The following is a 23,758-nucleotide window of genomic DNA, read 5'->3' on the forward strand; positions in this document are numbered from 1 at the left end:
GTTTCAAAGATGCCGTCAAGGACCCAAGAAACCTGGCCCCACGGCGCCATCGTGCTGGACGCCGAACACACGCAATTTGCTTTGTGGGCTCCCGATGCGTTTTACGTCAGTGTCGAACTGGCCGATGGTCAGTCATTGCCCATGCTGCCGCAGGGTGATGGATGGTTTGTGATCAAGGCCCGCTGTCCGGCGGACAGTCGCTACCGCTACTGTATCGATGGCGAGCTGGAGGTGCCGGACCCGGCCGCCAGGGCGCAGGATGGCGACCTCGACCGCCACAGCGTAGTGGTCGATCCGCATGCTTACACCTGGCGACACAGCGCCTGGACCGGTCGGCCCTGGAACGAAGCGGTGATCTACGAGTTGCACGTCGGTGCGCTCGGTGGCTTCGCCGAAGTCGAGCAGCATCTGGCGCGGCTCACTGCAATGGGCATCACCGCCATTGAATTGATGCCGCTGGCGCAATTTCCCGGTGATCGCAACTGGGGTTACGACGGCGTTCTGCCCTACGCGCCGCAAGCCTCTTACGGCACGCCGGAACAACTCAAACATCTGATCGACACCGCCCACGGCCATGGTCTGGCGGTGATTCTCGACGTGGTCTACAACCACTTCGGCCCCGACGGCAATTATCTGCACCGCTACGCGAAAAGCTTCTTCCGTGAGGACAAGCACACACCGTGGGGCGCGGCGATCGATTTCCGCCGCAGCGAAGTGCGCGAATTCTTCATCGAAAACGCACTGATGTGGGTGCTCGAATATCGCTTCGACGGCCTGCGTCTGGACGCCGTGCATGCGATTGGTGATTCAGACTTTCTGCATGAACTGGCGCAGCGCGTGCGCCAGCAGATCGATCCGGCCCGTCACGTCTGGCTGACGGTCGAGAACGAGCTCAATCAGGCCAGCCTGCTGGAACACGATTACAACGCACAGTGGAACGACGACGGCCATAACGCCCTGCACGTGCTGCTGACCGGCGAAACCGACGCCTATTACGCTGACTATGCCGAGCAGCCCACCGAACAATTGGTGCGCTGCCTGAGTCAGGGCTTTGTCTTTCAGGGCCACGTCAACCGCCACGGCGAACGGCGCGGTGAACCCAGCGAGCATCTGCCCTCCACTGCGTTTGTGCTGTTTTTGCAGAACCACGACCAGATCGGTAATCGCGCATTCGGCGAGCGCTTGCATCAACTCGCCGACCCGCGCGCGTTGCAGGCAGCCACCGTGCTATTGCTGCTGTCGCCAATGATTCCGCTGATGTTCATGGGCGACGAGTTCGCCGCCGAGCAACCGTTTCTGTTCTTCACCAGTCATCACGGCGAACTGGCGGAGCTGGTACGCGAGGGCCGGCGCAATGAATTCGCCGCATTCAGCGCGTTTGCTGATCCGCATAAGCGTGAGCAGATTCCCGACCCGAACGCCGAACAGACCTTCCACGCCTCGCAGCCACGGCAAGACATTGGCAGTCAACAGCAGCAGCAAACCCTTGAGTTGTACCGGCAGCTCCTGCATTTGCGCCACCAGCACATCATTCCGCATCTGCCCGGCACCCAGGCACTGGGCGCGCAGAAACTCGGCCACGGCGCGGTCAGTGCGCGCTGGCGGCTGGGCGATGGCAGTGAGCTGCGAATTGACCTGAACCTCAGCGACACGCCAGTGGTCAACCCTCCACACACCGATGCCGTGTGGCTGTTTCAGCAGCCTGCCGGTGTCACCCCGGATTCGGGCGAACTGCCCGCGTATTGCGCGCTTGTCAGCCTCACGGCCGCAACCCCCTTGCTACCTCTGGATGGAGAGCGCCTATGAGCGATGCGCAACTGGAAATACTCGCCAGCCGAGCCGGCCTCGCCGTCGACTGGATCGACGCCAACGGGCGTCAGCAAAAAGTCGCTCCTGCGGTACTCCGCAATGTCTTGATCGGCCTTGGCCACCCCGCCAGCACGGCGCAGGAAATCGATGCCAGCCTGCTGGAACTGCAAGCGGCGCAGCAGGACCACCATCTGCCGCCGCTGTTGACCTGCGATGTCGGCACACCGGTGGACCTGACGCGTTATTTCGCCCCGGAAACGCCCTGCGAAATTCACCTCGAAGACGGCTCGCGCCTGGATCTCAAGCTCGATTCACAAGCGATGTTGCCCGGCCTGATCCCGGTCGGTTATCAGCAAGTGCATATCGGCGATCAATATTTCACTCTGGCGGTGGCACCGGAACGCTGCTTCAGCGTCGCTGACGCCGTGGACAATCCGATCCCCCGCGCCTGGGGTCTGAGCGCGCAGCTGTACGCTTTGCGTCGTCCCGGCGATGGCGGCTTCGGCGACACCCTCGCCCTCGAAGAACTGGTGCGCGTGGCCGGTGAGCGCGGCGCCGACGCCGTGGCGATCAGCCCGATGCACGCGATGTTCAGCGCCGACACCAGCCGCTACAGCCCGTATTCGCCTTCGAGCCGGCTGTTTCTCAATTCACTGTATGCGGCGCCTGGTGCGATCCTCGGTGAACGGGCATTGCGCGATGCGATCGACGCTACCGGTCTGGGCAACCAGTTCGCGCAGCTTGAAGACTTGACCCTGATCGACTGGCCGGCCGCGGCCGAGGCCAAGCAGAAATTGCTGCAAGCCTTGTACGACGGTTTTGTCGCCGGTGATCACCCGTTGCATCCGGACTTCGCCAGTTTCCGCCACAGCGGCGGCGAAGCGCTGGAGAACCATTGCCGCTTCGAAGCAATCCAGGAAATGCGCGCCGCCCGTGGCGAAAGCCTCGACTGGCGCGAATGGCCGGAACACTGGCGTGACCCGCGCGGTGCGGCGCTGGAAGCTTTCGCTGAAGAATACGCCGAGCGCATTGGCTATTTCGCCTTTTGCCAATGGCTGATCCACCGCTGTCTGGAACGCGCACAGACCGCTGCGCGCAGCGCCGGCATGAGCATCGGCCTGATCGCCGATCTGGCGGTGGGTGCCGATGGCGCCGGCAGTCAGGCCTGGAGTTTTCAGGATGAGTTGCTGGCCTCGCTGACGGTCGGCGCACCGCCGGACATTCTCAACCGTTCTGGCCAAGGCTGGGGCATCTCCGCGTTTTCGCCTGAAGGTCTGGTGCGCAACGGCTTCCGTGCCTTCATCGACATGCTGCGGGCCAATTTCGCCCACGCCGGTGGCTTGCGCATCGACCACGTCATGGGCCTGCAACGCCTGTGGGTGATCCCCAACGGCGCCGATCCCGCCGATGGCGCGTACCTGTATTACCCGTTCGACGACATGCTGCGTTTGCTCACGCTGGAATCCCATCGTCACCAGGCCATCGTGCTCGGCGAGGATCTGGGCACGGTGCCCGAAGGCTTGCGTGAAAAGCTCGCCGCGCGCTCGATGCTGGGCATGCGCGTGCTGCTGTTCGAGCAGGACAATACGCACTTCAAGCCGATTCTCGACTGGCCGGACAACGCGCTGGCGACCACCAGCACTCACGACTTGCCGACGCTCAACGGCTGGTGGCACGGTCGCGATATCGACTGGAACGCGCGCCTTGGGCTGGTCGACGCCAACGGCGAAATCGACTGGCGCCATCACCGCCAGCGCGAGCGCGAAGGCCTGCGCAATGCGCTGAGCCAGGATCCACAGAATTTCCGCGAGGAATCCCACGAGGCCGATCAAGTGGTCGATGCCAGCGTGCGGTTCCTCGGCCACACCCGTGCGCCGCTGGTACTTTTGCCGCTGGAAGATGCCCTTGGCATCAACGAGCAGGCGAATCTGCCGGGCACCACGGACACCCACCCGAACTGGTCGCGGCGCTTGCCGGGCACCAGCGAAACGCTGCTCGACACCGACGATGCCGCGCGACGCCTGGAATTGCTCGCCTGTGCCCGACTCCAGGCTGCCGAGCGTGACCAATGAACCAAACGCTTATTCAGCCGCTGCGCGCAACCCTGCGGCTGCAATTTCATAAAGGCTTTACCCTCGAACAAGCGGTGCCACTGGTGCCGTACTTCGCCAGCCTCGGTATCAGCCATGTCTACGCCTCGCCACTGCTCGCGGCGCGCGCCGGCTCGATGCACGGTTACGACGTGGTCGACCCGACCCAGGTCAACCCGGAACTGGGCGGCGAAGCGGCGCTGCGGCGTCTGATCAGCAGCCTGCGCGAGCACAACATGGGGCTGATCCTCGACATCGTCTCCAACCACATGGCCGTGGGCGGCAGCGACAACCCTTGGTGGCTCGACCTGCTCGAATGGGGCCGACTGAGCCCCTACGGCGAATTCTTCGACATTCAGTGGCATTCCCCGGACCCGTTGATGGAAGGCCAGTTGTTGCTGCCGTTCCTTGGCAGTGATTACGGTGTCGCTTTGCAGGAAGGTACGCTGAAACTGCAATTCAACGCGCAGACCGGCGGTTTCCATGTCGAGCACTACGACCACCACTTCCCGATCTGCCCGAACGATTACGGCGAGTTGCTCAAGGGCGATGAAGCGCTGAAATCTCTGGCCGATCGTTTCAGCGCGCTAAGCTATCAAACTGATGCGCATTCGCTGTCGATTCCGTTGAAACAGGAATTGCAGCAACTGGCCAGCGACCCGCAAATCCTCGAAACGATCCAGCGCAATCTGCAGCATTACGATTCGACCACGGCGGAAGGCTTCGACAAGCTGCATCAGTTGCTCGAACGCCAGAGCTATCGCCTCGCCAGTTGGCGCACCGCAGCAGATGACATCAACTGGCGGCGCTTTTTCGACATCAACGAGCTTGGTGGTTTGCGCGTCGAACGCCCGGCGGTGTTCGAAGCCACCCACGGCAAGATCTTCCAGTTGATCGAAGAAGGCCTGGTCGACGGCCTGCGCATCGACCACATCGATGGCCTCGCCGACCCACGCGGTTACTGCCGCAAACTGCGGCGGCGTCTCGACAGTCTCGCGCCGGGACGGCACTTGCCGATTTACGTCGAGAAGATTCTCGGCGCCGGCGAAACCCTGCGCCGCGACTGGGCGGTGGACGGCACCACCGGTTACGAATTCATGAATCAGCTGTCGCTGTTGCAGCACGATCCGGACGGTGAACAGGTCCTCGGTGAGCTGTGGCAGCGCCGCACCGAACGCCCCGCCGCGTTTATCGAAGAAGCGCAACTGGCGCGTCAGCAGATTCTCAACGGCTCGCTGGCCAGCGATTGCGAAAGCGTCGCCCAGGCGTTGCTGCAAGTGGCCCGCGATGACCTGATGACCCGCGACCTGACGCTGGGCGCGATCCGCCGGGTATTGCAGGCGCTGATCGTGCATTTCCCGGTGTATCGCACCTATGTCAGCGCCATGGGCCGCTCGGAACAGGACGAGGTGTTTTTCCAGAAAGCCATGGACGGTGCGCGGCAAACCCTCAGCGAAGCCGACTGGCCAGTGCTCGAGTGTGTCGCTGGCTGGCTCGGTGGCACGCCGTGGCGACGCAAGCCGCGCGGGCGCTCGCGCAAGATTCTCAGGCACGCCTGCGTACGTTTCCAGCAACTGACCTCGCCCGCCGCCGCCAAAGCCGTGGAAGACACCGCGCTGTATCGCTCGGCGGTGCTGCTGTCGCGCAACGACGTTGGCTACGACACCGAACAGTTCAGCGCGCCGTTGAGCGACTTCCATGCCGTCAACCAACGGCGACTTAGCGAATTCCCGGATAACTTGCTCGCCACCGCGACCCACGACCATAAACGTGGCGAGGACACCCGGGCACGTCTGGCTGTGCTCAGTGAACGCAGTCACTGGTACGCCGAGCAGGTGGAGTTGTGGCGCGCCCTCGCACGCCCGGTGCGCAGTGACGAGCAGATGCCGTCGAATGGCGATGAACTGATCCTCTATCAGGCCCTGCTCGGCAGTTGGCCGCTGGAGCTGCGCGATGACGATCAGGCCGGTTTCGCCGACTACGCCAAACGCATCTGGCAGTGGCAACAAAAAGCCTTGCGTGAAGCCAAGCTACAAAGCAGCTGGAGCGCGCCCAACGAAGCCTATGAAAACGCTGCCCAGGCGTTCACCGAGAAACTCCTGACCAGCGCTGAAGGCGAACTGTTGCGCGCAGCGTTGAGCAAGACCGTCACCAGTATCGCCGCCGCCGGCGCGCTCAATGGCCTGGCGCAAACCTTGCTGCGCATGACCGTGCCGGGGGTGCCGGATCTGTATCAGGGCAACGAGTTCTGGGACTTCAGCCTGGTCGATCCGGACAATCGCCGGCCAGTGGATTACCCCGCGCGCGCGCAGGCTTTGCAGGCGCCATCGGCGCCTGCCGAGTTGCTCGCCAACTGGCGCGACGGGCGCATCAAGCAGGCGTTGATCGCCGAGGTGCTGAACCTGCGTGCCGAGCATGCCGAGCTGTTCCGTCGGGGCAGTTATCAGGCCCTGGAAGTACTCGGCAGTCAGGCGCATAACGTCCTCGCGTTTGCTCGCGAACACGAGGGCAAACAGGCCGTCGTGATCGTGCCGGTGCGTTGCGCCAACCTGCTGGAAAACAGTGCCCAGCCACAAGTGGATGCGCTGCGCTGGGGCGATACGCGGGTGGTTTTACCGTTCGCCGCCTCCGAGACAAACCTGAAGGGACTTTTTGCCAGCGCCGCAGTCACAAAACACAGGGAGCTGAATGTCAGCGAAGCGCTGGGGGATGTCCCGGTCAATCTCTTTATCCAACACTTAACGTAAGCAAGAGTTCAGTTCAGGAGTATTGCGATGAGCACCGACGATAAACGCATTCGCGAATTCGCCTATCAGATATGGGAATCGGAAGGTAAGCCCGAAGGCCATGAGGAGCGCCACTGGGAGATGGCGCGCAAGCTGGCCGAGGCTGAAGCGCTGGCTCCGAAGAAGCCGCCTAAAGCCACGGGCAGCAAAACCGCCGGCAAGACTGCGGCGAGCAAGGGCACCGACAGCAAGCCCGCTGAGGGCAAACTCGCCAGTGCCAAGGCCCCGGCCGCGGCAAAAGCCAAACCGGCGGCGAAGGCCAAGCCTGCCACCACACCGAAGGTCGTGCCACCGGGCGAAAAAGCCGCCGAGAAAAAACCGCGAGCGCCGAGAAAGCCCCCAGCGATCTGACGCCACCCGATTATTGAACTGAACGAATGTGTGGCGGGCTTGCTCGCCATAGAGGGCTAGCTCGCCTTCAAGAAACCCACATCCCCTTGTAGGAGTGAGCCTGCTCGCGATAGCGGTGAACCCATTGACACATTGGTTGGCTGACACACCGTTATCGCGAGCAGGCTCACTCCTACAGGGTTTTGCATCAGCCCAGAATTTGTTTTTGCAGGAGCAATCATGACCCGTCCAAAAAAAGCCGAGCCCGCCGCGCACGCCGAGCCGTCCAGAATCCGGGAAGGCCTGCCCTTCCCGCTCGGTGCGACCTGGGATGGTCTGGGGGTAAACTTTGCTCTGTTTTCCGCCAATGCCACCAAGGTCGAACTGTGCATCTTCGACGATGCCGGTGAAGTCGAACTCGAGCGCATCGAACTCCCCGAATACACCGACGAGATTTACCACGGCTATTTGCCCGATGCGCATCCCGGCCTGATCTACGGCTACCGCGTTTACGGCCCATATGATCCGGCCAACGGCCACCGTTTCAACCACAACAAATTGCTCATCGATCCGTATGCCAAACAATTGGTCGGCGAACTGAAATGGTCGGAAGCGTTGTTCGGCTACACCATCGGCCATCCGGACGCCGACCTCAGTTTTGATGAACGCGACAGCGCGCCGTTCGTGCCCAAGTGCAAGGTCATCGACCCGGCGCACACCTGGGGTAACGACCACCGCGTCAGCGTGCCGTGGGACAAAACCATCATTTATGAAACCCATGTGCGCGGCATCAGCATGCGTCACCCTTCCGTGCCGGAAAACGTGCGCGGCACCTTTGCCGGTTTGATGGTCGACGATGTGCTTGAACACGTCCGCAAGCTCGGTGTGTCGACGGTCGAGCTGCTGCCGATCCATGCCTTCGTCAACGATCAGCATCTGCTGCAAAAAGGCATGACCAACTACTGGGGCTACAACAGCATCGCGTTCTTCGCCCCGGACCCGCGCTACCTCGCCAGCGGCAAGATTGCCGAGTTCAAGGAAATGGTCGCGCACCTGCACGATGCCAATCTCGAAGTGATCCTCGATGTGGTCTACAACCACACCGCCGAAGGCAACGAGCAAGGCCCGACCCTGTCGATGCGCGGTATCGACAACGCCTCCTACTACCGCTTGATGCCCGACGACAAGCGCTACTACATCAACGATTCCGGGACCGGCAACACCCTCGACCTGAGCCATCCATGCGTGCTGCAAATGGTCACCGACTCGTTGCGCTACTGGGCCAGCGAAATGCACGTCGACGGGTTCCGCTTCGACCTGGCGACCATTCTCGGGCGTTATCACGACGGGTTCGATGAGCGTCACAGCTTCCTCGTCGCCTGCCGTCAGGACCCGGTGCTGCGCCAGGTGAAAATGATTGCCGAGCCGTGGGATTGCGGTCCCGGTGGTTATCAGGTGGGCAACTTCCCGCCGGGCTGGGTCGAGTGGAACGACAAGTTCCGCGACACCGTGCGCGCGTTCTGGAAAGGCGACGACGGCCAGCTCGCCGATTTCGCCAGCCGCATGACCGCTTCGGGCGAGATGTTCAATCAACGCGGGCGCCGGCCGTACGCCTCGGTGAACTTCGTCACGGCGCACGACGGTTTCACCCTTAACGATCTGGTCTCGTACAACGACAAGCACAACGAAGCCAACGACGAAAACAATCAGGACGGCAGCAACAACAACCTGTCGTGGAACCACGGCGTCGAAGGCCCGACCGACGATGCGGAGATCAACGCCCTGCGCCACCGGCAGATGCGCAACTTCTTCGCCACCCTGCTGCTGGCCCAAGGTACACCGATGATCGTCGCCGGCGATGAGTTCGCCCGCACCCAGGACGGCAACAACAATGCCTACTGTCAGGACAGCGAAATCGGCTGGGTCAACTGGGACCTGAGCGAGGACGGTAAAGCCCTGCTGAAGTTCGTCAAACGCCTGATCAAGTTGCGTCTGGCCTATCCGATCCTGCGCCGTGGGCGTTTCCTCGTCGGCGAGTACAACGAGGACATCGGCGTCAAGGACGTCACCTGGCTGGCGCCGGACGCCACCGAGATGACCACCGAGCACTGGCATGACGCACACAACCGCTGCCTGGGGATGTTGCTCGACGGCCGCGCCCAGGAAACCGGAATTCGCCGCAAGGGTGGCGATGCGACGCTGTTGCTGGTGGTCAACGCGCACCACGACATCGTCAATTTTGTTCTGCCGGAAGTGCCGGATGGTGGCTTCTGGACGTGCATGGTCGATACCAATCAACCGGCGATTCGCGGCCAGGAACGCTTCGAATTCGGCCACGAATACTCGGTGACCGGGCGCTCGTTGCTGTTGTTCGAACTGCAACGCGACGAAGAAGAGTGATATGGACCTGCAAAGCTATCTGGCCCGACGTGCGCCGGATTACGCCGCCACCGCCGCCCTCGGCCAATGCCTGCGGGCAATGGTCGAGGCCGGTCTGGATCGCCTGCCGCTGCCCGGCAGCGGTCACACACTGGAGCGTTTTCAGCGTCTGGCCGCGGTCGGCGGGCATGATCTGGGGCTGTGCAAACTGTACGAGGGGCACACCGACGCGCTGGCAGTCATCGAACAATTGGGCGGCACCCCGACACCCGGCAGTACCTGGGGCATGTGGGCGGCAGAGCCGCCGCAGGCACGCGTCAAGGTCCGCCCGGCCGGGCACATGGTCAATCTCAATGGGCGCAAGGCCTGGTGTTCCGGCGCGGCGGTGCTCAGCCATGCTCTGCTCACGGCGTGGGACGCTGACGATCAGCAGCAACTGGTCGCGGTAGCCCTCGATCAACCTGGCGTAACCATCACCGAGCACGGCTGGCAAGCCGTGGGCATGGGCGCCACCGGCAGCGTCGAGGTGGTGTTCGAGAATGCCGAAGCCCAGGCCATCGGTGATCCCGGCGACTACCTGCAACGGCCGGGTTTCTGGCAAGGCGGGATCGGTATTGCCGCGTGCTGGTACGGCGCTGCGCGGCAGATCGGCGAACGCTTGCGCCAACACTGTGCCGAACGCGATGAACCGCACGCGATGGCACACCTCGGTGCGGTCGACAGCGCCTTGCAGGCTGCCGCCGATGTGCTGCGCTTCAGCGCATTGCAGATCGACGCCCAGCCCGAAGCCGACGCGGAACTGCTGGCGCGACGCGCGCGGGCGGTGGTCGAACAATCCGCTGAACAGGTTTTGCGTGACACCGGCCGAGCGCTCGGTGCCGGGCCGTTTTGTCAGGATCGCCGTTTTGCCCACCTGGTGGCCGACCTGCCGGTGTTCCTGCGTCAGAGTCATGCCGAGCGCGATCTTGCCGCGCTCGGGCAAAGGGTCGCGCAGCAGCCCGGCGAGGTCTGGGCGCTATGAAAGCCAACCCGATTGTCGGCCAGGGCACCTCGCTGCATCAGTGGCAAAATTCGCAGCGCCTGGCGGAGCTGCCGGTGATCGATGTACTTGATCTGGTGCCGGTGGGCGCGCGGGCCGTGATCGTCGCGCCGCACCCGGATGACGAAGTGCTCGGTTGCGGCGGGTTGATGCAACTGCTCGCCGCCGCCGGACGGCCAATGCAACTGATCTCAGTCACCGACGGCAGCGCCAGCCACCCCGGCTCGACACGCTGGCCGGTCGAACGCCTGAGCGTGGTGCGCCCGCAGGAATCGGCCGAAGCCTTGCGCCGTCTCGGCTTGCCGATGCACAGCCTGAAATGGCTGCGCGGTGGTTTCACCGATACCCAAGTGGCGGTGCAGGAACAGGCACTGAGCGAATTCATTCATAGCTATTTGCACCCTCACGACGTGCTGTTTACCACGTGGCGTGAGGATGGTCACAGCGATCATGAAGCGGTCGGCCGCGCCAGTCTCGAAGCAGCGCGCCGTGCCGGCGTGGTGTGTCACGAGCTACCGGTGTGGACCTGGCACTGGGCGACGCCGGAAGACGCGGCGGTGCCGTGGCAACGTGCGCGCAAGATTCTCCTTTCACCTACCCACGTCGCACGCAAACGCCACGCCGCCCATGCGTTCGCCAGCCAACTTGAAGGTGATCGTGATGCCGGACTGGCGCCGGTTTTGGCGCCGTATGTCCTCGAGCGTCTGTTGCAGCCTTTCGAAGTGGTGTTCCTTTGAGCGTCGAGGATCGCTATTTCGACGGTCTTTTCTCTGGTAGCGACGACCCTTGGGCATTCCGCCAACGCTGGTACGAACAGCGCAAACGCGCGATCACCCTCGCCGCCCTGCCGCGTCCGCATTATCGGGCGATCTTCGAACCGGGTTGCGCCAACGGCGAACTGAGCGCCGAGCTGGCCAATCGTTGCAGCCGTCTGCTGTGCTGCGACACTGCCGCCGCCGCAGTGAAACTGGCGCAGACCCGCTTGAGCCTGTTCGACCATGTCGAAGTGCGCCAAAACCGCCTTCCCGGCCACTGGCCGGAGGAAAAATTCGACCTGATTGTATTTAGCGAAATCGGCTACTACCTCGACCGCGAGGATCTGACAGAAGTGGTCCGCCACATCAGCCATTCCCTGACCGCCGACGGCCAGTTACTGGCCTGTCACTGGCGCCCACCGATCGAGGGCTGCCCGTTGAATGCACGGCAGGTTCACGACCAGATCCATGAACAACTGGCATTGCCGCGTCTGGTGCTGCACCAGGAAGCGGATTTCATTCTTGAGGTCTGGAGTCGCGAGCCACGTTCGGTGGCGGCGCTGGAGGGTTTGCGTTGATCGGTATTGTGATTCCGGCACACAACGAAGAGACGCTGCTCGATGAGTGCCTGCGCGCCGCGCTACGCGCCAGCCAACATCCGCAACTGGCCGGCGAGGAGGTGCAGGTGCTCGTGGTGCTCGATAGCTGCACTGATCGCTCGGTGCAGATCGTCAGTCAATATCCGGTGCTGTGCCTGCCGATAGATGCCAGCAACGTTGGCGAAGCGCGCGCAGTCGGCGCCTGGTGGTTGCTGGAGCGCGGCGCACGCTGGATCGCCTGCACCGACGCCGACAGCCGGGTCGCCGACGATTGGCTGGTCGCTCAGCTCGGCCTGCAGGCGGACGCGGTGTGCGGCACGGTGACCATTGAGCAGTGGCCCGATTCGGTCGATGAAGCGGCGCAGATCCGCTATCACCGCCACTATCAGGCGCGTGAGGGCCATCGGCATATCCACGGCGCCAACCTGGGCATCAGCGCGGCGGCTTATATCACTGCCGGTGGCTTCAAACCGCTGGCCTGCGACGAAGACGTACAATTGGTGCGCGCCCTGGAACGCTCGGGTGCGCACATTGCCTGGAGCCATCGGCCACGGGTGCACACCAGCGCCCGCCTCGACAGTCGCGCCCGTGGCGGATTCGGCGACTTTTTGCGCAATCTGGCACAGTCAGGCGAAAAAAATACGGATCAGATTGATCTGTGACGCGACGAATGCCGTGTCTTGAGCAATACTCTGCATCGCGGTAACCCAAGGGTCGGAGCACCGCACAGTTGCAACCCATTTTGCCATCAGCGTTCTCGGCCAGCGTTTGTGACCGATGACGCTGGGCATGCCACACAAGGACGTCGCCCTGATGAAACCGTTCATCCTCAATGACAGCAACCTGCCGGCGCAAATCTGGAATTCAGCCGCGCAGCTCGACAGCATTCCCGTCATCAATACCCTCAGTCTGGTGCCCGCCGGCGCCCGCGCCGTATTGATCGCCCCGCATCCGGGCGATGAAGTGGTGGCCTGCGGCGGCCTTCTGCAACTGCTCGCCAACCTCTGCCATCCGCTGCAATTGCTCTCGATCACCGATGGCAGCGCCAGCCACCCCGGCTCGCGGCAATGGTCGGAAAAACGCCTGAGCGTGTTCCGCCCGCAGGAAAGCGTCGAAGCCCTGCGCCGCCTCGGTCTGCCGATGCACAGCCTGAAATGGGTGCGCGGCGGTTTCACCGACAATGCGCTGCGGGTACAGGAAGCGCAGGTCTGCGAGTTCATCAGCCGCTACCTGCGCCCCGGCGATGTGGTGTTCAGTACCTGGCGCAACGACGGCAACGATGATCATGAAGCGGTCGGCCGTGCGAGCGCCAAAGCCGCAGAACAGGTCGGCGCCCGCTACCACGATGTACCGGTCTGGGCTTGGCACTGGCCGGAGCGCGAACAGCAACAGATCCCTTGGGAGCGCGCACGCAAAGTGCGCCTCGACACCTGGACCGTCGCGCGCAAAAGCCACGCCACCCACGCCTACGCCAGCCAGCTCAACGGCGAACCGGCCATTGGCATCGCGCCGCTGTTGCCACCGGTGATCCTGGAGCGGATGCGCTTGCCGTATGAAATCGTCTTCGTCTGACCGCCCCAATCCCCTGTAGGAGTGAGCCTGCTCGCGATAGCGGTTTACCAGTTGACGCATTCGTAGGCTGATCCACCGCTATCGCGAGCAGGCTCACTCCTACAGGGGGACTGGGTGTTGAGATCAGACGGAACTGCCGCCCCTCCCCACCAGTCGCATGAACAAGCGTGCGCAAATCCGAGGAGTGAACGTGTCCAGCGAACCCGAGCGTCAGCGTGTCGACGCACCCGTCATTCATCGCCTGCGCGTGTTGACGGTCAATACCCACAAGGGCTTCACCGCACTGAATCGCCGTTTCATCCTGCCCGAGTTGCGCGAAGCGGTGCGCAGTACGGCGGCCGACCTGGTGTTCCTGCAGGAAGTGGTCGGTGAACATGAACGGCATTCGAGCCGTTACAACGAATGGCCGCAAACCTCGCAATACGAATTTCTCGCCGACAGCATGTGGAGCGATTTTGCCTACGGGCGCAACGCCGTGTACCCCGACGGTCATCATGGCAATGCCCTGCTGTCGAAATACCCGATCCGCGAATACCGCAACCTCGACGTGTCTATCACAGGCCCGGAACGGCGTGGCTTGCTGCACTGCATCCTCGATGTGCCGGGGCACGCCGAAGTACACGCCATCTGCGTGCATTTGAGTCTGCTCGAAAGCCATCGGCAATTGCAGTTGAAACTGCTTTGCCAACTATTGGAATCGCTGCCCGACGATGCCCCGGTGATCATCGCCGGCGACTTCAACGACTGGCAGTTGCAAGGCAACGTTGCCCTCGCCCGGCGCGACTATCTGCACGAGGCATTCGAGCGTCATCATGGCCGCCCGGCCAAGACCTATCCGGCACGATTCCCATTGCTGCGCCTGGACCGGATCTACCTGCGCAATGCCAGCAGCCACGACCCGCAGATCCTCGGCAACAAACCGTGGACGCATCTTTCCGATCATTTGCCGCTGGCGGTGGAAGTGCATCTATAGACGCAATTTTGACAGTGCTTTGCTTGGCGCCGAGGTCGGCAGCATTGCTCTTGGCGCATGGCCGACGACCATCCGTCGGCGAGTGGATGGCTCTGTCTTGCTGTTGCACAAGTGATTCCTCGCGCAAACAACCACTTAGTAATACGCAGAAAAACAAAGATTTGGCGGAGCCGTTTTGCCATTACCGCCCATCGTCCAATTTCTTGACGCAGCGCCATCACTCTTCTTATCTCTACCTTACTACCCCGGAAAACCAACCGGGACGAACCTCCGGCCACTCGCAAAAGCGAGCGGTCATGGCTCGCCCCGCTCCATTCGGTCGCCCCTCGTTCGGGGTAGGAGAGGCGCCACATCGAGATGCCGCATGCGCCTGCAAGGTAGACCGCCATGAAAACTTCACTCACCCCACAAGAGATCAAAATCACTTTCTGCACCGTGTCGAGCTCGATCCTGTTGTGCTCGTCCATGGAGGCCAAGGCCGAGCCAGCAGTGGATGCCACCCGCATCTGGTATCGCGCGGATGTGCCGGTGATGACCCTCCCCGCCACTGTGATTACTCCTGACCCGCAGCAACTCGGCCCACGGTCTGATCCGCGCCGCTCACGGCTGATCGGTGAAGATCTCGCACCGTCAGCCTGGGACGAGTTGTACGGGCGCAGTGCGCGGCAGGCGCAAACCGATGTGTTGTCGTCCGGCTATGCAATGCCCGGCAGCGGCGAGAACAAAGGGCCGGCGCTGCTGACCCTGCAAAGCCACAACGGCTATACGCAAACCATCGGTGTCATCGGTGGCGATAATCAGATTCGCGGTAATCGCAACGGCCCGCTGACCAGCCGCGCCCTCGCCGACCCCGGCACTGACACACTGAATCTGCAAGGCCAAAGCCTCGGCGCCTATTACAGCCTGACCGGCGCCCAAGGCTGGCACGTCGATCTGTCCGCCAGCGCCGGTCGTGTCAGCGGTTTCAGCCGCAGCCCGCAGGGCACACGCCAGGCCACCGAAGGCAGCGCGATGACGTTCTCGGTCGAAGGCGGTTTCCCCATCGGGTTGAGCGAAAACTGGGTGGTGGAGCCGCAGGCGCAACTGATCAATCAACGCATCAGCCTCGACACGCCTTATGCAGGTTCCGGCAATACCTCGTCCAGTGACCTGACGGCGTGGAGCGGACGCGTCGGTGCGCGTTTGAAAGGCAGTTACGATTTGCACGGTCTGCCGGTGGAACCCTACGTGCGCACCAACCTTTGGCACACCGTCTACACCGGCAGCACAGTAACGCTTGATCAGGTCGACAAGATCAGCAGCAGCCGCAAGTCATCGACCGTGGAGTTGGGCCTGGGCCTGGTGGCGCGAATGACCCCGGCGGTGAGCCTGTATGTGAGTGCCGATTACAGCAGCGACGTCGATGACAATGATTTGAATGGGTTGATTGGCAGCCTCGGAGTGCGGATGCGTTGGTGAAGCACCCATCGCCAGCAGGCTGGCTCCCACAGTGGATCGAGTTGGCCGCCCATCATGTGAACGGCACTCAACCCTGTGGGAGCCAGCCTGCTGGCGATTGCAAGCGACGCGGTGTCGGATCAACCCTCCGGCTTGAGAATCAACACCGCCAGCGGCGGCAGGTTCAATTCCAGCGACAGCGCCTGACCATGGCTTGGCACCTCTTCAGTCTGCGCCCCACCGCCGTTGCCATAGTTGGAGCCGGCATAGGTCTCGGCGTCGCTGTTGAGCAATTCCTTCCAGCGTCCGGCAAACGGCACGCCGACACGATAGGACTGGCGCGGTACCGGCGTGAAGTTGGCCACCACCAGCACCGGTTCGCCCTCCTTGCTCCAGCGCAACCAGGCGTAAACGCTGTTGATCGCGTCATCACCGATCAACCACTGGAAGCCCTGCGGTGCGTCGTCCTGATCGTGCAGCGCCGGTTCGTCGCGATACAACCGATTGAGATCGCCGACCAGTTTCTGCACGCCCTTGTGCTCGGAATATTGCAGCAGGTACCAGTCCAGTTGCTGATCGTGGTTCCACTCGCGCCACTGGCCGAACTCGCAGCCCATGAACAGCAGCTTCTTGCCCGGGTGGGTCCACATGAAGCTCAGATAGGCGCGCAGGTTGGCAAATTTTTGCCAGCGGTCGCCGGGCATCTTGTCGATCAGCGAATGCTTGCCGTGCACCACTTCGTCGTGGGAGATCGGCAGGATGAAACGCTCGGACCAGGCGTAGACCAGACCGAAACTCAATTCGTTGTGATGGTGCGCGCGGTACACCGGATCCTGCTGGATGTAATGCAGCGAATCGTGCATCCAGCCCATGTTCCATTTGTAGGAAAAGCCGAGGCCGCCCTGCTGGGTGCTCTGACTGACGCCGGGCCATGCGGTGGACTCTTCGGCGATCACCAGTGCTCCAGGTGCCTCCAGCTCAACCACGTCGTTCAAGTGGCGCAGAAAGTCGATTGCTTCGAGATTCTCGCGTCCGCCATGGCGGTTCGGCACCCATTCACCGGCCTTGCGTGAATAGTCGCGATAAAGCATCGAGGCCACCGCGTCGACGCGCAAACCGTCGATATGGAAATGCTTGAGCCAGTGCAACGCCGAAGCCAGCATGTAGCCGTGCACCTCAGTGCGGCCAAGGTTGTAGATCAGCGTGTCCCAATCCTGATGGAAGCCTTCCAGCGGGTTGGCATATTCATACAGCGCGGTGCCGTCGAATTGCGCCAGCCCGTGGGTATCGGTCGGGAAATGCGCTGGCACCCAGTCGAGGATCACGCCGATATCGGCCTGATGGCAGGCGTTGACGAACGCGGCGAACTGATCCGGCGTGCCATAACGCGCGCTCGGCGCGAACTGCGAAAGCAACTGATAACCCCAGGAGCCACCGAACGGGTGCTCCATGATCGGCATCAGCTCGATGTGGGTGAAACCGAGTTCTTTCACATACGGGATCAGCCGGTCGGCCAGCTCCGGCCAACTGTACTGGCGCGCTACTTCGCCGAGATCGTCCAGCTCGCATTGCCACGAGCCGGCGTGCAATTCGTAGATCGACAGCGGCTTGGCGCGTTGCTGGCGCTCGCGGCGGCCGTTCATCCAGTCCTGATCCTGCCAGTCGATCTGCAACGGCGAGGCGACTTTCGAGGCGGTGTCCGGCGGCAGGCTGGTGGCCAGCGCCATCGGATCGGCCTTGAGCGGCAGAATGCCGTGCGCGCCAAGAATTTCGTATTTGTACAACTCACCCGCTTGCATACGCGGAATGAACAGCTCCCAGACCCCGGACGGATGGCGCAAGCGCATCGGATGGCGACGACCGTCCCAGACGTTGAAATCACCGACTACCGAAACCCGCCGGGCATTCGGCGCCCACACGGCGAAGCGTACGCCATCGACGCCGTCGACGGTTTTCAGCTGCGCGCCCAGGCAGGCACTGAGGTCACGGTGATTGCCTTCGGCGAACAGGTACAAGTCCATTTCGCCGAGCAACTGGCCGAAGCTGTAAGGATCTTCAGCGACCTGTTCGCCCCCTGCCCAACGGGTGCGCAGCAGGTACGAACGCGCTTGAGCAAAGTGGCCGACAAACAGCCCGGGCGTCTCGGTCATTTCCAGCGGACCGAGTTCTTCGCCGCTGTCCTTGTCCAGCACCGCCACGCTCAGCGCGCCGGGCAGATAAGCGCGAATGAATTGCCCGCCAGCGCCGTCGCCGTGCGGACCGAGAATGGAAAAAGGATCGTGATGTTCAGCACGCACCAGGGCATCGATATCTTTTGCCGAGGGCAGCAAGGCCTCTTTGACCTGACCCTGTTCCTTGTTCGAGAAACTCATGACTACTCTCCACCAAGATCGGAAAAGGGTTTAAGCCCCGTCAATAACCCATACAAACCGTGCAACGGCACGGGCAACCACGTGGGGCGATTCAAGGCTTCATAGGCCACTTCATAGGCCGCCTTCTCCAGGCCGAACAGCGCCAGCGCCGCGTCGGCACCTGCAGGATCCTGCCAGGCATGATCAAGATTAGCCGCCGCCTGGCGGTATGCCTGAACAAATGCCTCACGGGCCTCACGCAGATAGCGCTCGGCGACGCGTTTGCGCGCGGCTTCGGCTTCGGCGCTGTTATCGACGTTGTGCACGTTGATGGTCATCGCCGCTGCGTAATCGAAGGAGCGCAGCACCCCGCTGACGTCCTTGTACGGACTGTGTTTGCCACGGCGCTCACTCAATGGCCGCGCCGGTTCACCCTCGAAGTCGATGAGGTAGGCATCGCCCTTGATCACCAACACTTGCCCAAGATGCAGATCGCCGTGGACGCGAATGCGCAGCCCGCCGGTGGCTTTTTTCGCCAGATCCTGCACATGGGCGAGGATGGTCTTCTTGTCGTCGATCAGGCGCTTGACCAATTTCTGGTCGGCTGCGCTGAGTTCGCCCTGATGCTGCTTGAGCAGGGTCAGCGCACGCTCGACCTGTGCAGCCACGTCCTTGCCGGTCGCCTGCATGTCCTTGGCCGACGCCACCTGCGGTGCGAAATCGGCATTGTCGGTCGGCGCGGCGAGCACCTGATGCATCTCGCCCAGACGCTGGCCGAGCATGCCGGCAAAATCCTTCAACTCGCCAAGGGCGTTGTAGTGTTGCTCCTGTTCGGAGACGGCATCGGCCAGTTCGTCGCGCAATGCTCGTTCGAGGTTGTTCTGCGTCCATTCCCACGCATCGCCCTGGTTGCTCAGATAGCCCTGGGCAATCATCAGCAGGTTGTCTTCGCCGGCGCCATCGCGGCGAATCACCGAACCCAGCAGCGGAGAGATATTGGCAAATCCGGCCTCGGTCAGGTAAGCGCTCATCTCCAGTTCCGGGTGTACGCCAGAAGCGACTTTACGTATCAGCTTAAGCACCAGGCTGTTGCCGATCACCACCGAGCTGTTCGACTGTTCGGCCGACAGATAACGCACTTCCGACTCGGCATTGAGCCCCAGTTTTTCCAGATGCTCGGTTGAGGCAAAGCGGATTTCACCCTCGGCCGACTCCAGCACCGTGTCGTTCTGCATGCCTTGCAGCACCGCACGAACGAAGGCTTCGAGGCTGAACGCATCGGTGATCAGACCGACCTGTCGCACACGTCTTACACGCGACAGCGCCAATTGCTGCGGCAATGCCGGGCCGACCTGGTCCTCTGCGATGAAGCCGAATGGCAGCTGATAGCGATGGGTCTGGCCGCCCGCAGTGACTTCGATCTCACTGAGCAGCACCGGATGCTGGGCATCGCCGAAACGCACGCCGTAAGCCAGATGGACCTTCTCGATGGCCGCATCCTTGCCGGCGAACCAGCGGCGGTTCTGCAGCCAGCTCGGCAGGATGCTTTGCTCCAGCGTCGTACGCGACGGCGCTTCGAGCAGTTCTTCCATGCGTTTTTTCAGCACCAGCGTGGTGAAGTCCGGCAGGCTCTGCGCCGGCTCGACGTGCCAGCTCGGCATCTGGTTTTCCGCGGCCAGACCGAACCAATAGAAGCCATACGGCGCCAGGGTCAGGAGGAAATTCAACTGGCCAATCGGTGGGAACGCGTTGCCACCAAGCATTTCCACCGGGACCATGCCGGCGTAGGCCGAGAGATCCAGCTCCACCGCCTGCGCACTGCGCGACACGTTGGCCACACAGAGAATGATCTCGTGCTTGCCGTCGACATCGGTGTATTCACGGATATACGCCAGCACACGACGATTGTTCGGCGAGAGCATTTTCAACGAGCCACGGCCGAACGCCTTCGATTGCTTGCGCACGGCCAGCAGGCGGCGCGTCCAGTTCAGCAGCGAATGCGGATCGCCGGACTGGGTTTCGACGTTGACCGACTGATAACCATAGAGCGGGTCCATGATCGGCGGCAGCACCAGACTCGCCGGGTCGGCGCGGGAGAAGCCGCCGTTGCGGTCGATCGACCACTGCATCGGGGTGCGCACGCCATCGCGGTCGCCCAGATAGATGTTGTCGCCCATGCCGATCTCATCGCCGTAATACAGAGTCGGCGTGCCGGGCATCGACAGCAATAGACTGTTGAGCAACTCGATGCGTCGGCGGTCACGCTCCATCAACGGCGCCAGACGCCGGCGGATACCAAGGTTGATCCGTGCACGACGATCCGCGGCGTAGTAGTTCCACAGGTAATCGCGTTCCTTGTCGGTGACCATTTCCAGGGTCAGCTCATCGTGGTTGCGCAGGAAGATCGCCCATTGGCAGTTGGCAGGAATTTCTGGGGTCTGGCGAAGAATATCGGTGATCGGGAAGCGATCTTCCTGTGCCAGCGCCATGTACATGCGTGGCATCAGCGGGAAGTGAAAAGCCATGTGGCATTCGTCGCCGTTGATCCCGGCAGCATCGGTGTCGCCGAAGTACAGCTGCGTGTCTTCCGGCCATTGATTGGCCTCGGCGAGCAGCATGCGGTCAGGGTAATTGGCGTCGATCTCGGCGCGGATCTGCTTGAGGACGTCGTGGGTTTCCGGCAGGTTTTCGTTGTTGGTGCCGTCACGCTCGATCAGGTACGGAATCGCATCGAGACGCAGGCCATCGATGCCCATGTCGAGCCAGTAGCGCATCACCGACAACACGGCCTTCATGACTTGTGGATTGTCAAAATTCAGGTCCGGCTGGTGCGAATAGAAGCGGTGCCAGAAGTACTGGCCAGCGACCGGGTCCCAGGTCCAGTTGGATTTCTCGGTGTCGAGGAAGATGATCCGCGTGCCATCGTATTTCTGATCGTCATCCGACCACACGTAGAAATCCCGCGCCGCCGAACCGGGCTTGGCCTTACGTGCGCGTTGAAACCACGGATGCTGGTCCGAAGTGTGGTTGATGACCAGCTCGGTGATCACCCGCAAGCCACGCTTGTGCGCCTCGGCGATAAAGCGCCGCGCATCGGCCATAGTCCCGTAGTCGCTGTGCACGCCGCGGTATTCGGCGATGTCGTAGCCGTCGTCGCGACGTGGCGAAGGATAGAACGGCAAAAGCCAGATGGTGTTGACGCCGAGGTCGGCAATGTAATCGAGTTTGGCGATCAAGCCGGGAAAGTCGCCGATTCCGTCATTGTTGGAGTCGAAAAACGATTTGACGTGAACCTGATAGATCACCGCGTCCTTGTACCAGAGCGGGTCTTTGATGAAGGCGGCTGCCTTGGGTTTCTTCGCCATGTGAAACTCCTGTTCAATGCTTTATGGGCGTCTCACAACGATCGTTCCCACGCTCTGCGTGGGAATGCCGCCATGGACGCTCCGCGTCCGCTTTGGGACGCAGAGCGTCCCGGGATGCATTCCCACGCAGAGCGCGGGAACGATCAATTAGGGGGTCACGCAGTAATCCGCCAGATCCCGAACGGCTGGTACGCCGGATCAATGCGCATGAACTGGTATTTGCCATGCCAGTCCCAGCGGTGGCCGTTCATCAAGTCTTCGCCGTGGGTCGTCGCATCGTCTGGCAGACCCATTTCCCACAGCGGCAGTTCAAAATTCGCTTCCTGGACGTTATGCGGATCAAGGCTGACCGCCACCAGAATGAAGTTGCTGCCATCCGCGCTGCGCTTGCCGAAGTACAGAATGTTGTCGTTCCAGGCGTTGTAGATCTTCAGGCCCAGATGCGTGTGCAGCGCCGGGTTCTGCCGGCGGATGCGGTTGAGCTGGGCGATCTCGGCAATGATGTTGCCCGGCGCCGTGAAGTCGCGGACGCGGATCTCGTATTTCTCCGAATCCAGATACTCCTCTTTGCCCGGCACCGGCGCCGATTCGCACAGTTCAAAACCTGAATACATGCCCCACAGACCAGAGCCCATGGTCGCCAGCGCTGCCCGAATGAGGAACCCGGGACGCCCGCACTCGTGCAGAAACGCCGGGTTGATGTCCGGCGTATTGACGAAGAAATTCGGCCGGTAGCATTCGCGCCACGGCGACTGATTCAGCTCGGTGAAATACTCGGCCAGCTCGGCTTTGGTGTTGCGCCAGGTGAAGTAGGTGTAACTCTGCGTGTAGCCGACCTTGCCCAGACGCGCCATCATCGCCGGGGTGGTGAAGGCTTCAGCGAGGAAGATCACTTCCGGGTACAGCGCGCGCACGTCGGCGATCAGCCATTGCCAGAACGGCAGCGGTTTGGTGTGCGGATTGTCGACGCGAAAGATCTTCACGCCTTCTTCGACCCAGCCGACGACGATGTCGCGCAACTCCACCCACAGGCTCGGAATCGCATCCGGTGCGTAGAAATCGACGTTGACGATGTCCTGATATTTCTTCGGCGGGTTCTCGGCGTATTTGATCGTGCCGTCCGGGCGCCAGTTGAACCAGCCCGGATGCTGCTTGAGCCACGGATGATCCTGCGAGCACTGGATGGCGAAATCGAGGGCGATCTCCAGCCCATGTTCAGCGGCCGCGGCCACCAATCGGCGGAAGTCTTCGCGGGTGCCGAGTTGCGAGTGAATCGCTTCGTGGCCGCCCTCCTCGCTGCCAATCGCATACGGGCTGCCGGGATCATCCGGGCCGGCGGTCAGCGAATTGTTGCGGCCCTTGCGATGCGCGCGACCAATGGGATGGATCGGCGTGAAGTACAGCACGTCGAAACCCATGTCCTGAATCATCGGCAAGCGTGAATGCACATCGTTGAACGTGCCGTGGCGCTTGGGATCGTCGGTGATCGAACGCGGAAACAGCTCGTACCAACTGGCGAACTCGGCCAGTTCACGTTCAACGTCTACGGGGAATTCGGGGCTAATGCTCAGGTAGGCGCGGTGATCGGCCTTGGCCATCAGCTCTGCACTGCGCGAGTGCAGAAATAACGCGACCTGCTCGGTTTCGAGCAGGCCGGACAATTGGTGGTGCAGCGCGGAAAGATCTTCGCTGAGCTGACCTTCGCTGCGTTCGGCGGCCTGCTGCACCATGCTGCGGCCTTCCTGCAATTCCAGCGAGACCGGCACGGCGGCGCTGTGTTTTTTCTCCAGTTCATATTGAAAACTGGCGAAATGATCGATCCACGCTTCGATGCAATAAACGTAGCGGCCCTGCTGTTCCGGGCGGAACTGGCCTTGCCAGCCATTATTGCCCTGATCGGACATGACCTCGGTCTGCCATTCCTCGGCGCCTGCTTCGCGCCAGCGGATGCGCACCGCGAGTTTGTCGTGGCCATCGGCGAAGACTTTGCTGGTGACAACTATGTCGCGCCCGGCGATCGACTTGACCGCGAACTGGCCGCCGTCGAGGGTCGGCATGGTGTTTTCGATAACGATACGCGGCAGCAGCAACGCCTGCGCCAGCGGCATGTGCGGGTTGTAACCGAGTTCGGAAGGTTGTTCAGCAGTCATTGAGCATCTCTCCTTCTACGCCCCAAGGACGCTCTTGTGCCTGATCACTGTTCGCGACAAGGCAGCCGCCCCGTGTTGAACTCACTTAGGTTCCGAGCGACCGGCGCGGATAAAAGTTCAGAT

The 23,758-nt window shown here is 61.9% G+C and carries 15 protein-coding genes; 12 read left to right on the forward strand and 3 right to left on the reverse strand.

Features of this window, described 5'->3' with window-relative positions; all coding sequences use genetic code 11:
- Positions 1-9: 9 nt before the first annotated feature.
- The 12 genes from treZ to J3P75_RS15745 all read left to right on the forward strand — a co-directional run bounded on the left by treZ (position 10) and on the right by J3P75_RS15745 (position 15,790).
- Positions 10-1,806, forward strand: a complete 1,797-nt coding sequence (gene treZ / locus J3P75_RS15690) for a malto-oligosyltrehalose trehalohydrolase (RefSeq protein WP_434707335.1) — start codon at positions 10-12, stop codon at positions 1,804-1,806.
- Positions 1,803-3,881 (forward strand): 4-alpha-glucanotransferase, encoded by a 2,079-nt coding sequence (gene malQ, locus J3P75_RS15695; RefSeq protein ID WP_434707336.1) that lies wholly within the window; start codon positions 1,803-1,805, stop codon positions 3,879-3,881. Before treZ ends, malQ begins: the two co-directional genes overlap by 4 nt.
- The gene (locus J3P75_RS15700) at positions 3,878-6,646 is read left to right on the forward strand and encodes a malto-oligosyltrehalose synthase (protein WP_434707337.1); all 2,769 of its coding nucleotides are present in this window, start codon (positions 3,878-3,880) and stop codon (positions 6,644-6,646) included. The genes malQ and J3P75_RS15700 overlap by 4 nt, the downstream gene beginning before the upstream one ends.
- A 27-nt stretch (positions 6,647-6,673) precedes the next feature.
- Positions 6,674-7,036 carry a DUF2934 domain-containing protein gene (locus tag J3P75_RS15705; protein ID WP_434707338.1) on the forward strand — a complete coding sequence of 121 codons (363 nt, stop codon included), beginning with the start codon at positions 6,674-6,676 and terminating at the stop codon, positions 7,034-7,036.
- A 219-nt stretch (positions 7,037-7,255) separates the two neighbouring features.
- A complete protein-coding gene (glgX, locus tag J3P75_RS15710) occupies positions 7,256-9,415 on the forward strand; it encodes a glycogen debranching protein GlgX (protein ID WP_093101320.1) in 2,160 nt (719 codons plus the stop codon).
- A gap of 1 nt (position 9,416) precedes the next feature.
- On the forward strand, positions 9,417-10,415 hold the full coding sequence (locus tag J3P75_RS15715; RefSeq protein WP_434707339.1) for an acyl-CoA dehydrogenase: 999 nt from the start codon (positions 9,417-9,419) through the stop codon (positions 10,413-10,415).
- Entirely contained in the window at positions 10,412-11,170 is a 759-nt protein-coding gene (locus J3P75_RS15720) for a PIG-L deacetylase family protein (protein WP_434707340.1), read from the forward strand. Before J3P75_RS15715 ends, J3P75_RS15720 begins: the two co-directional genes overlap by 4 nt.
- Entirely contained in the window at positions 11,167-11,766 is a 600-nt protein-coding gene (locus J3P75_RS15725; protein WP_434707341.1) for an SAM-dependent methyltransferase, read from the forward strand. Before J3P75_RS15720 ends, J3P75_RS15725 begins: the two co-directional genes overlap by 4 nt.
- Complete coding sequence (locus tag J3P75_RS15730; RefSeq protein WP_434707342.1) at positions 11,763-12,449, forward strand: glycosyltransferase; 687 nt, start codon at positions 11,763-11,765, stop codon at positions 12,447-12,449. Before J3P75_RS15725 ends, J3P75_RS15730 begins: the two co-directional genes overlap by 4 nt.
- 151 nt (positions 12,450-12,600) lie before the next feature.
- Positions 12,601-13,359 carry a PIG-L deacetylase family protein gene (locus tag J3P75_RS15735; protein WP_434707343.1) on the forward strand — a complete coding sequence of 253 codons (759 nt, stop codon included), beginning with the start codon at positions 12,601-12,603 and terminating at the stop codon, positions 13,357-13,359.
- Positions 13,360-13,549: 190 nt separating this feature from the next.
- A complete protein-coding gene (locus J3P75_RS15740) occupies positions 13,550-14,332 on the forward strand; it encodes an endonuclease/exonuclease/phosphatase family protein (protein ID WP_090283735.1) in 783 nt (260 codons plus the stop codon).
- A gap of 387 nt (positions 14,333-14,719) precedes the next feature.
- Positions 14,720-15,790: an autotransporter outer membrane beta-barrel domain-containing protein gene (locus J3P75_RS15745; RefSeq protein ID WP_434707344.1), complete on the forward strand. Its 1,071-nt coding sequence runs from the start codon at positions 14,720-14,722 to the stop codon at positions 15,788-15,790.
- A 119-nt stretch (positions 15,791-15,909) separates the two neighbouring features.
- Here J3P75_RS15745 and glgB read toward each other — a convergent pair whose 3' ends face one another.
- The 3 genes from glgB to J3P75_RS15760 all read right to left on the reverse strand — a co-directional run bounded on the left by glgB (position 15,910) and on the right by J3P75_RS15760 (position 23,635).
- Positions 15,910-18,141, reverse strand: a complete 2,232-nt coding sequence (glgB, locus tag J3P75_RS15750) for a 1,4-alpha-glucan branching protein GlgB (RefSeq protein ID WP_434707345.1) — start codon at positions 18,139-18,141, stop codon at positions 15,910-15,912.
- A 2-nt stretch (positions 18,142-18,143) separates the two neighbouring features.
- The gene (gene treS / locus J3P75_RS15755) at positions 18,144-21,485 is read right to left on the reverse strand and encodes a maltose alpha-D-glucosyltransferase (protein ID WP_434707346.1); all 3,342 of its coding nucleotides are present in this window, start codon (positions 21,483-21,485) and stop codon (positions 18,144-18,146) included.
- Positions 21,486-21,640: 155 nt separating this feature from the next.
- Complete coding sequence (locus J3P75_RS15760) at positions 21,641-23,635, reverse strand: alpha-1,4-glucan--maltose-1-phosphate maltosyltransferase (RefSeq protein ID WP_434707347.1); 1,995 nt, start codon at positions 23,633-23,635, stop codon at positions 21,641-21,643.
- Between the last annotated feature and the right edge of the window lie 123 nt (positions 23,636-23,758).

This window comes from Pseudomonas sp. R1-1, assembly GCF_051132135.1.
Taxonomy (GTDB): domain Bacteria; phylum Pseudomonadota; class Gammaproteobacteria; order Pseudomonadales; family Pseudomonadaceae; genus Aquipseudomonas.

What these genes read in the sequence shown, in the direction of transcription:
- treZ (WP_434707335.1), top strand. Translation starts at nt 10, where the DNA reads ATGCCGTCAAGGACCCAAGAAACCTGGCCCCACGGCGCCATCGTGCTG.
- malQ (WP_434707336.1), top strand. Translation starts at nt 1,803, where the DNA reads ATGAGCGATGCGCAACTGGAAATACTCGCCAGCCGAGCCGGCCTCGCC.
- J3P75_RS15700 (WP_434707337.1), top strand. Translation starts at nt 3,878, where the DNA reads ATGAACCAAACGCTTATTCAGCCGCTGCGCGCAACCCTGCGGCTGCAA.
- J3P75_RS15705 (WP_434707338.1), top strand. Translation starts at nt 6,674, where the DNA reads ATGAGCACCGACGATAAACGCATTCGCGAATTCGCCTATCAGATATGG.
- glgX (WP_093101320.1), top strand. Translation starts at nt 7,256, where the DNA reads ATGACCCGTCCAAAAAAAGCCGAGCCCGCCGCGCACGCCGAGCCGTCC.
- J3P75_RS15715 (WP_434707339.1), top strand. Translation starts at nt 9,417, where the DNA reads ATGGACCTGCAAAGCTATCTGGCCCGACGTGCGCCGGATTACGCCGCC.
- J3P75_RS15720 (WP_434707340.1), top strand. Translation starts at nt 10,412, where the DNA reads ATGAAAGCCAACCCGATTGTCGGCCAGGGCACCTCGCTGCATCAGTGG.
- J3P75_RS15735 (WP_434707343.1), top strand. Translation starts at nt 12,601, where the DNA reads ATGAAACCGTTCATCCTCAATGACAGCAACCTGCCGGCGCAAATCTGG.
- J3P75_RS15745 (WP_434707344.1), top strand. Translation starts at nt 14,720, where the DNA reads ATGAAAACTTCACTCACCCCACAAGAGATCAAAATCACTTTCTGCACC.
- glgB (WP_434707345.1), bottom strand. Translation starts at nt 18,141, where the DNA reads ATGAGTTTCTCGAACAAGGAACAGGGTCAGGTCAAAGAGGCCTTGCTG.
- treS (WP_434707346.1), bottom strand. Translation starts at nt 21,485, where the DNA reads ATGGCGAAGAAACCCAAGGCAGCCGCCTTCATCAAAGACCCGCTCTGG.
- J3P75_RS15760 (WP_434707347.1), bottom strand. Translation starts at nt 23,635, where the DNA reads ATGACTGCTGAACAACCTTCCGAACTCGGTTACAACCCGCACATGCCG.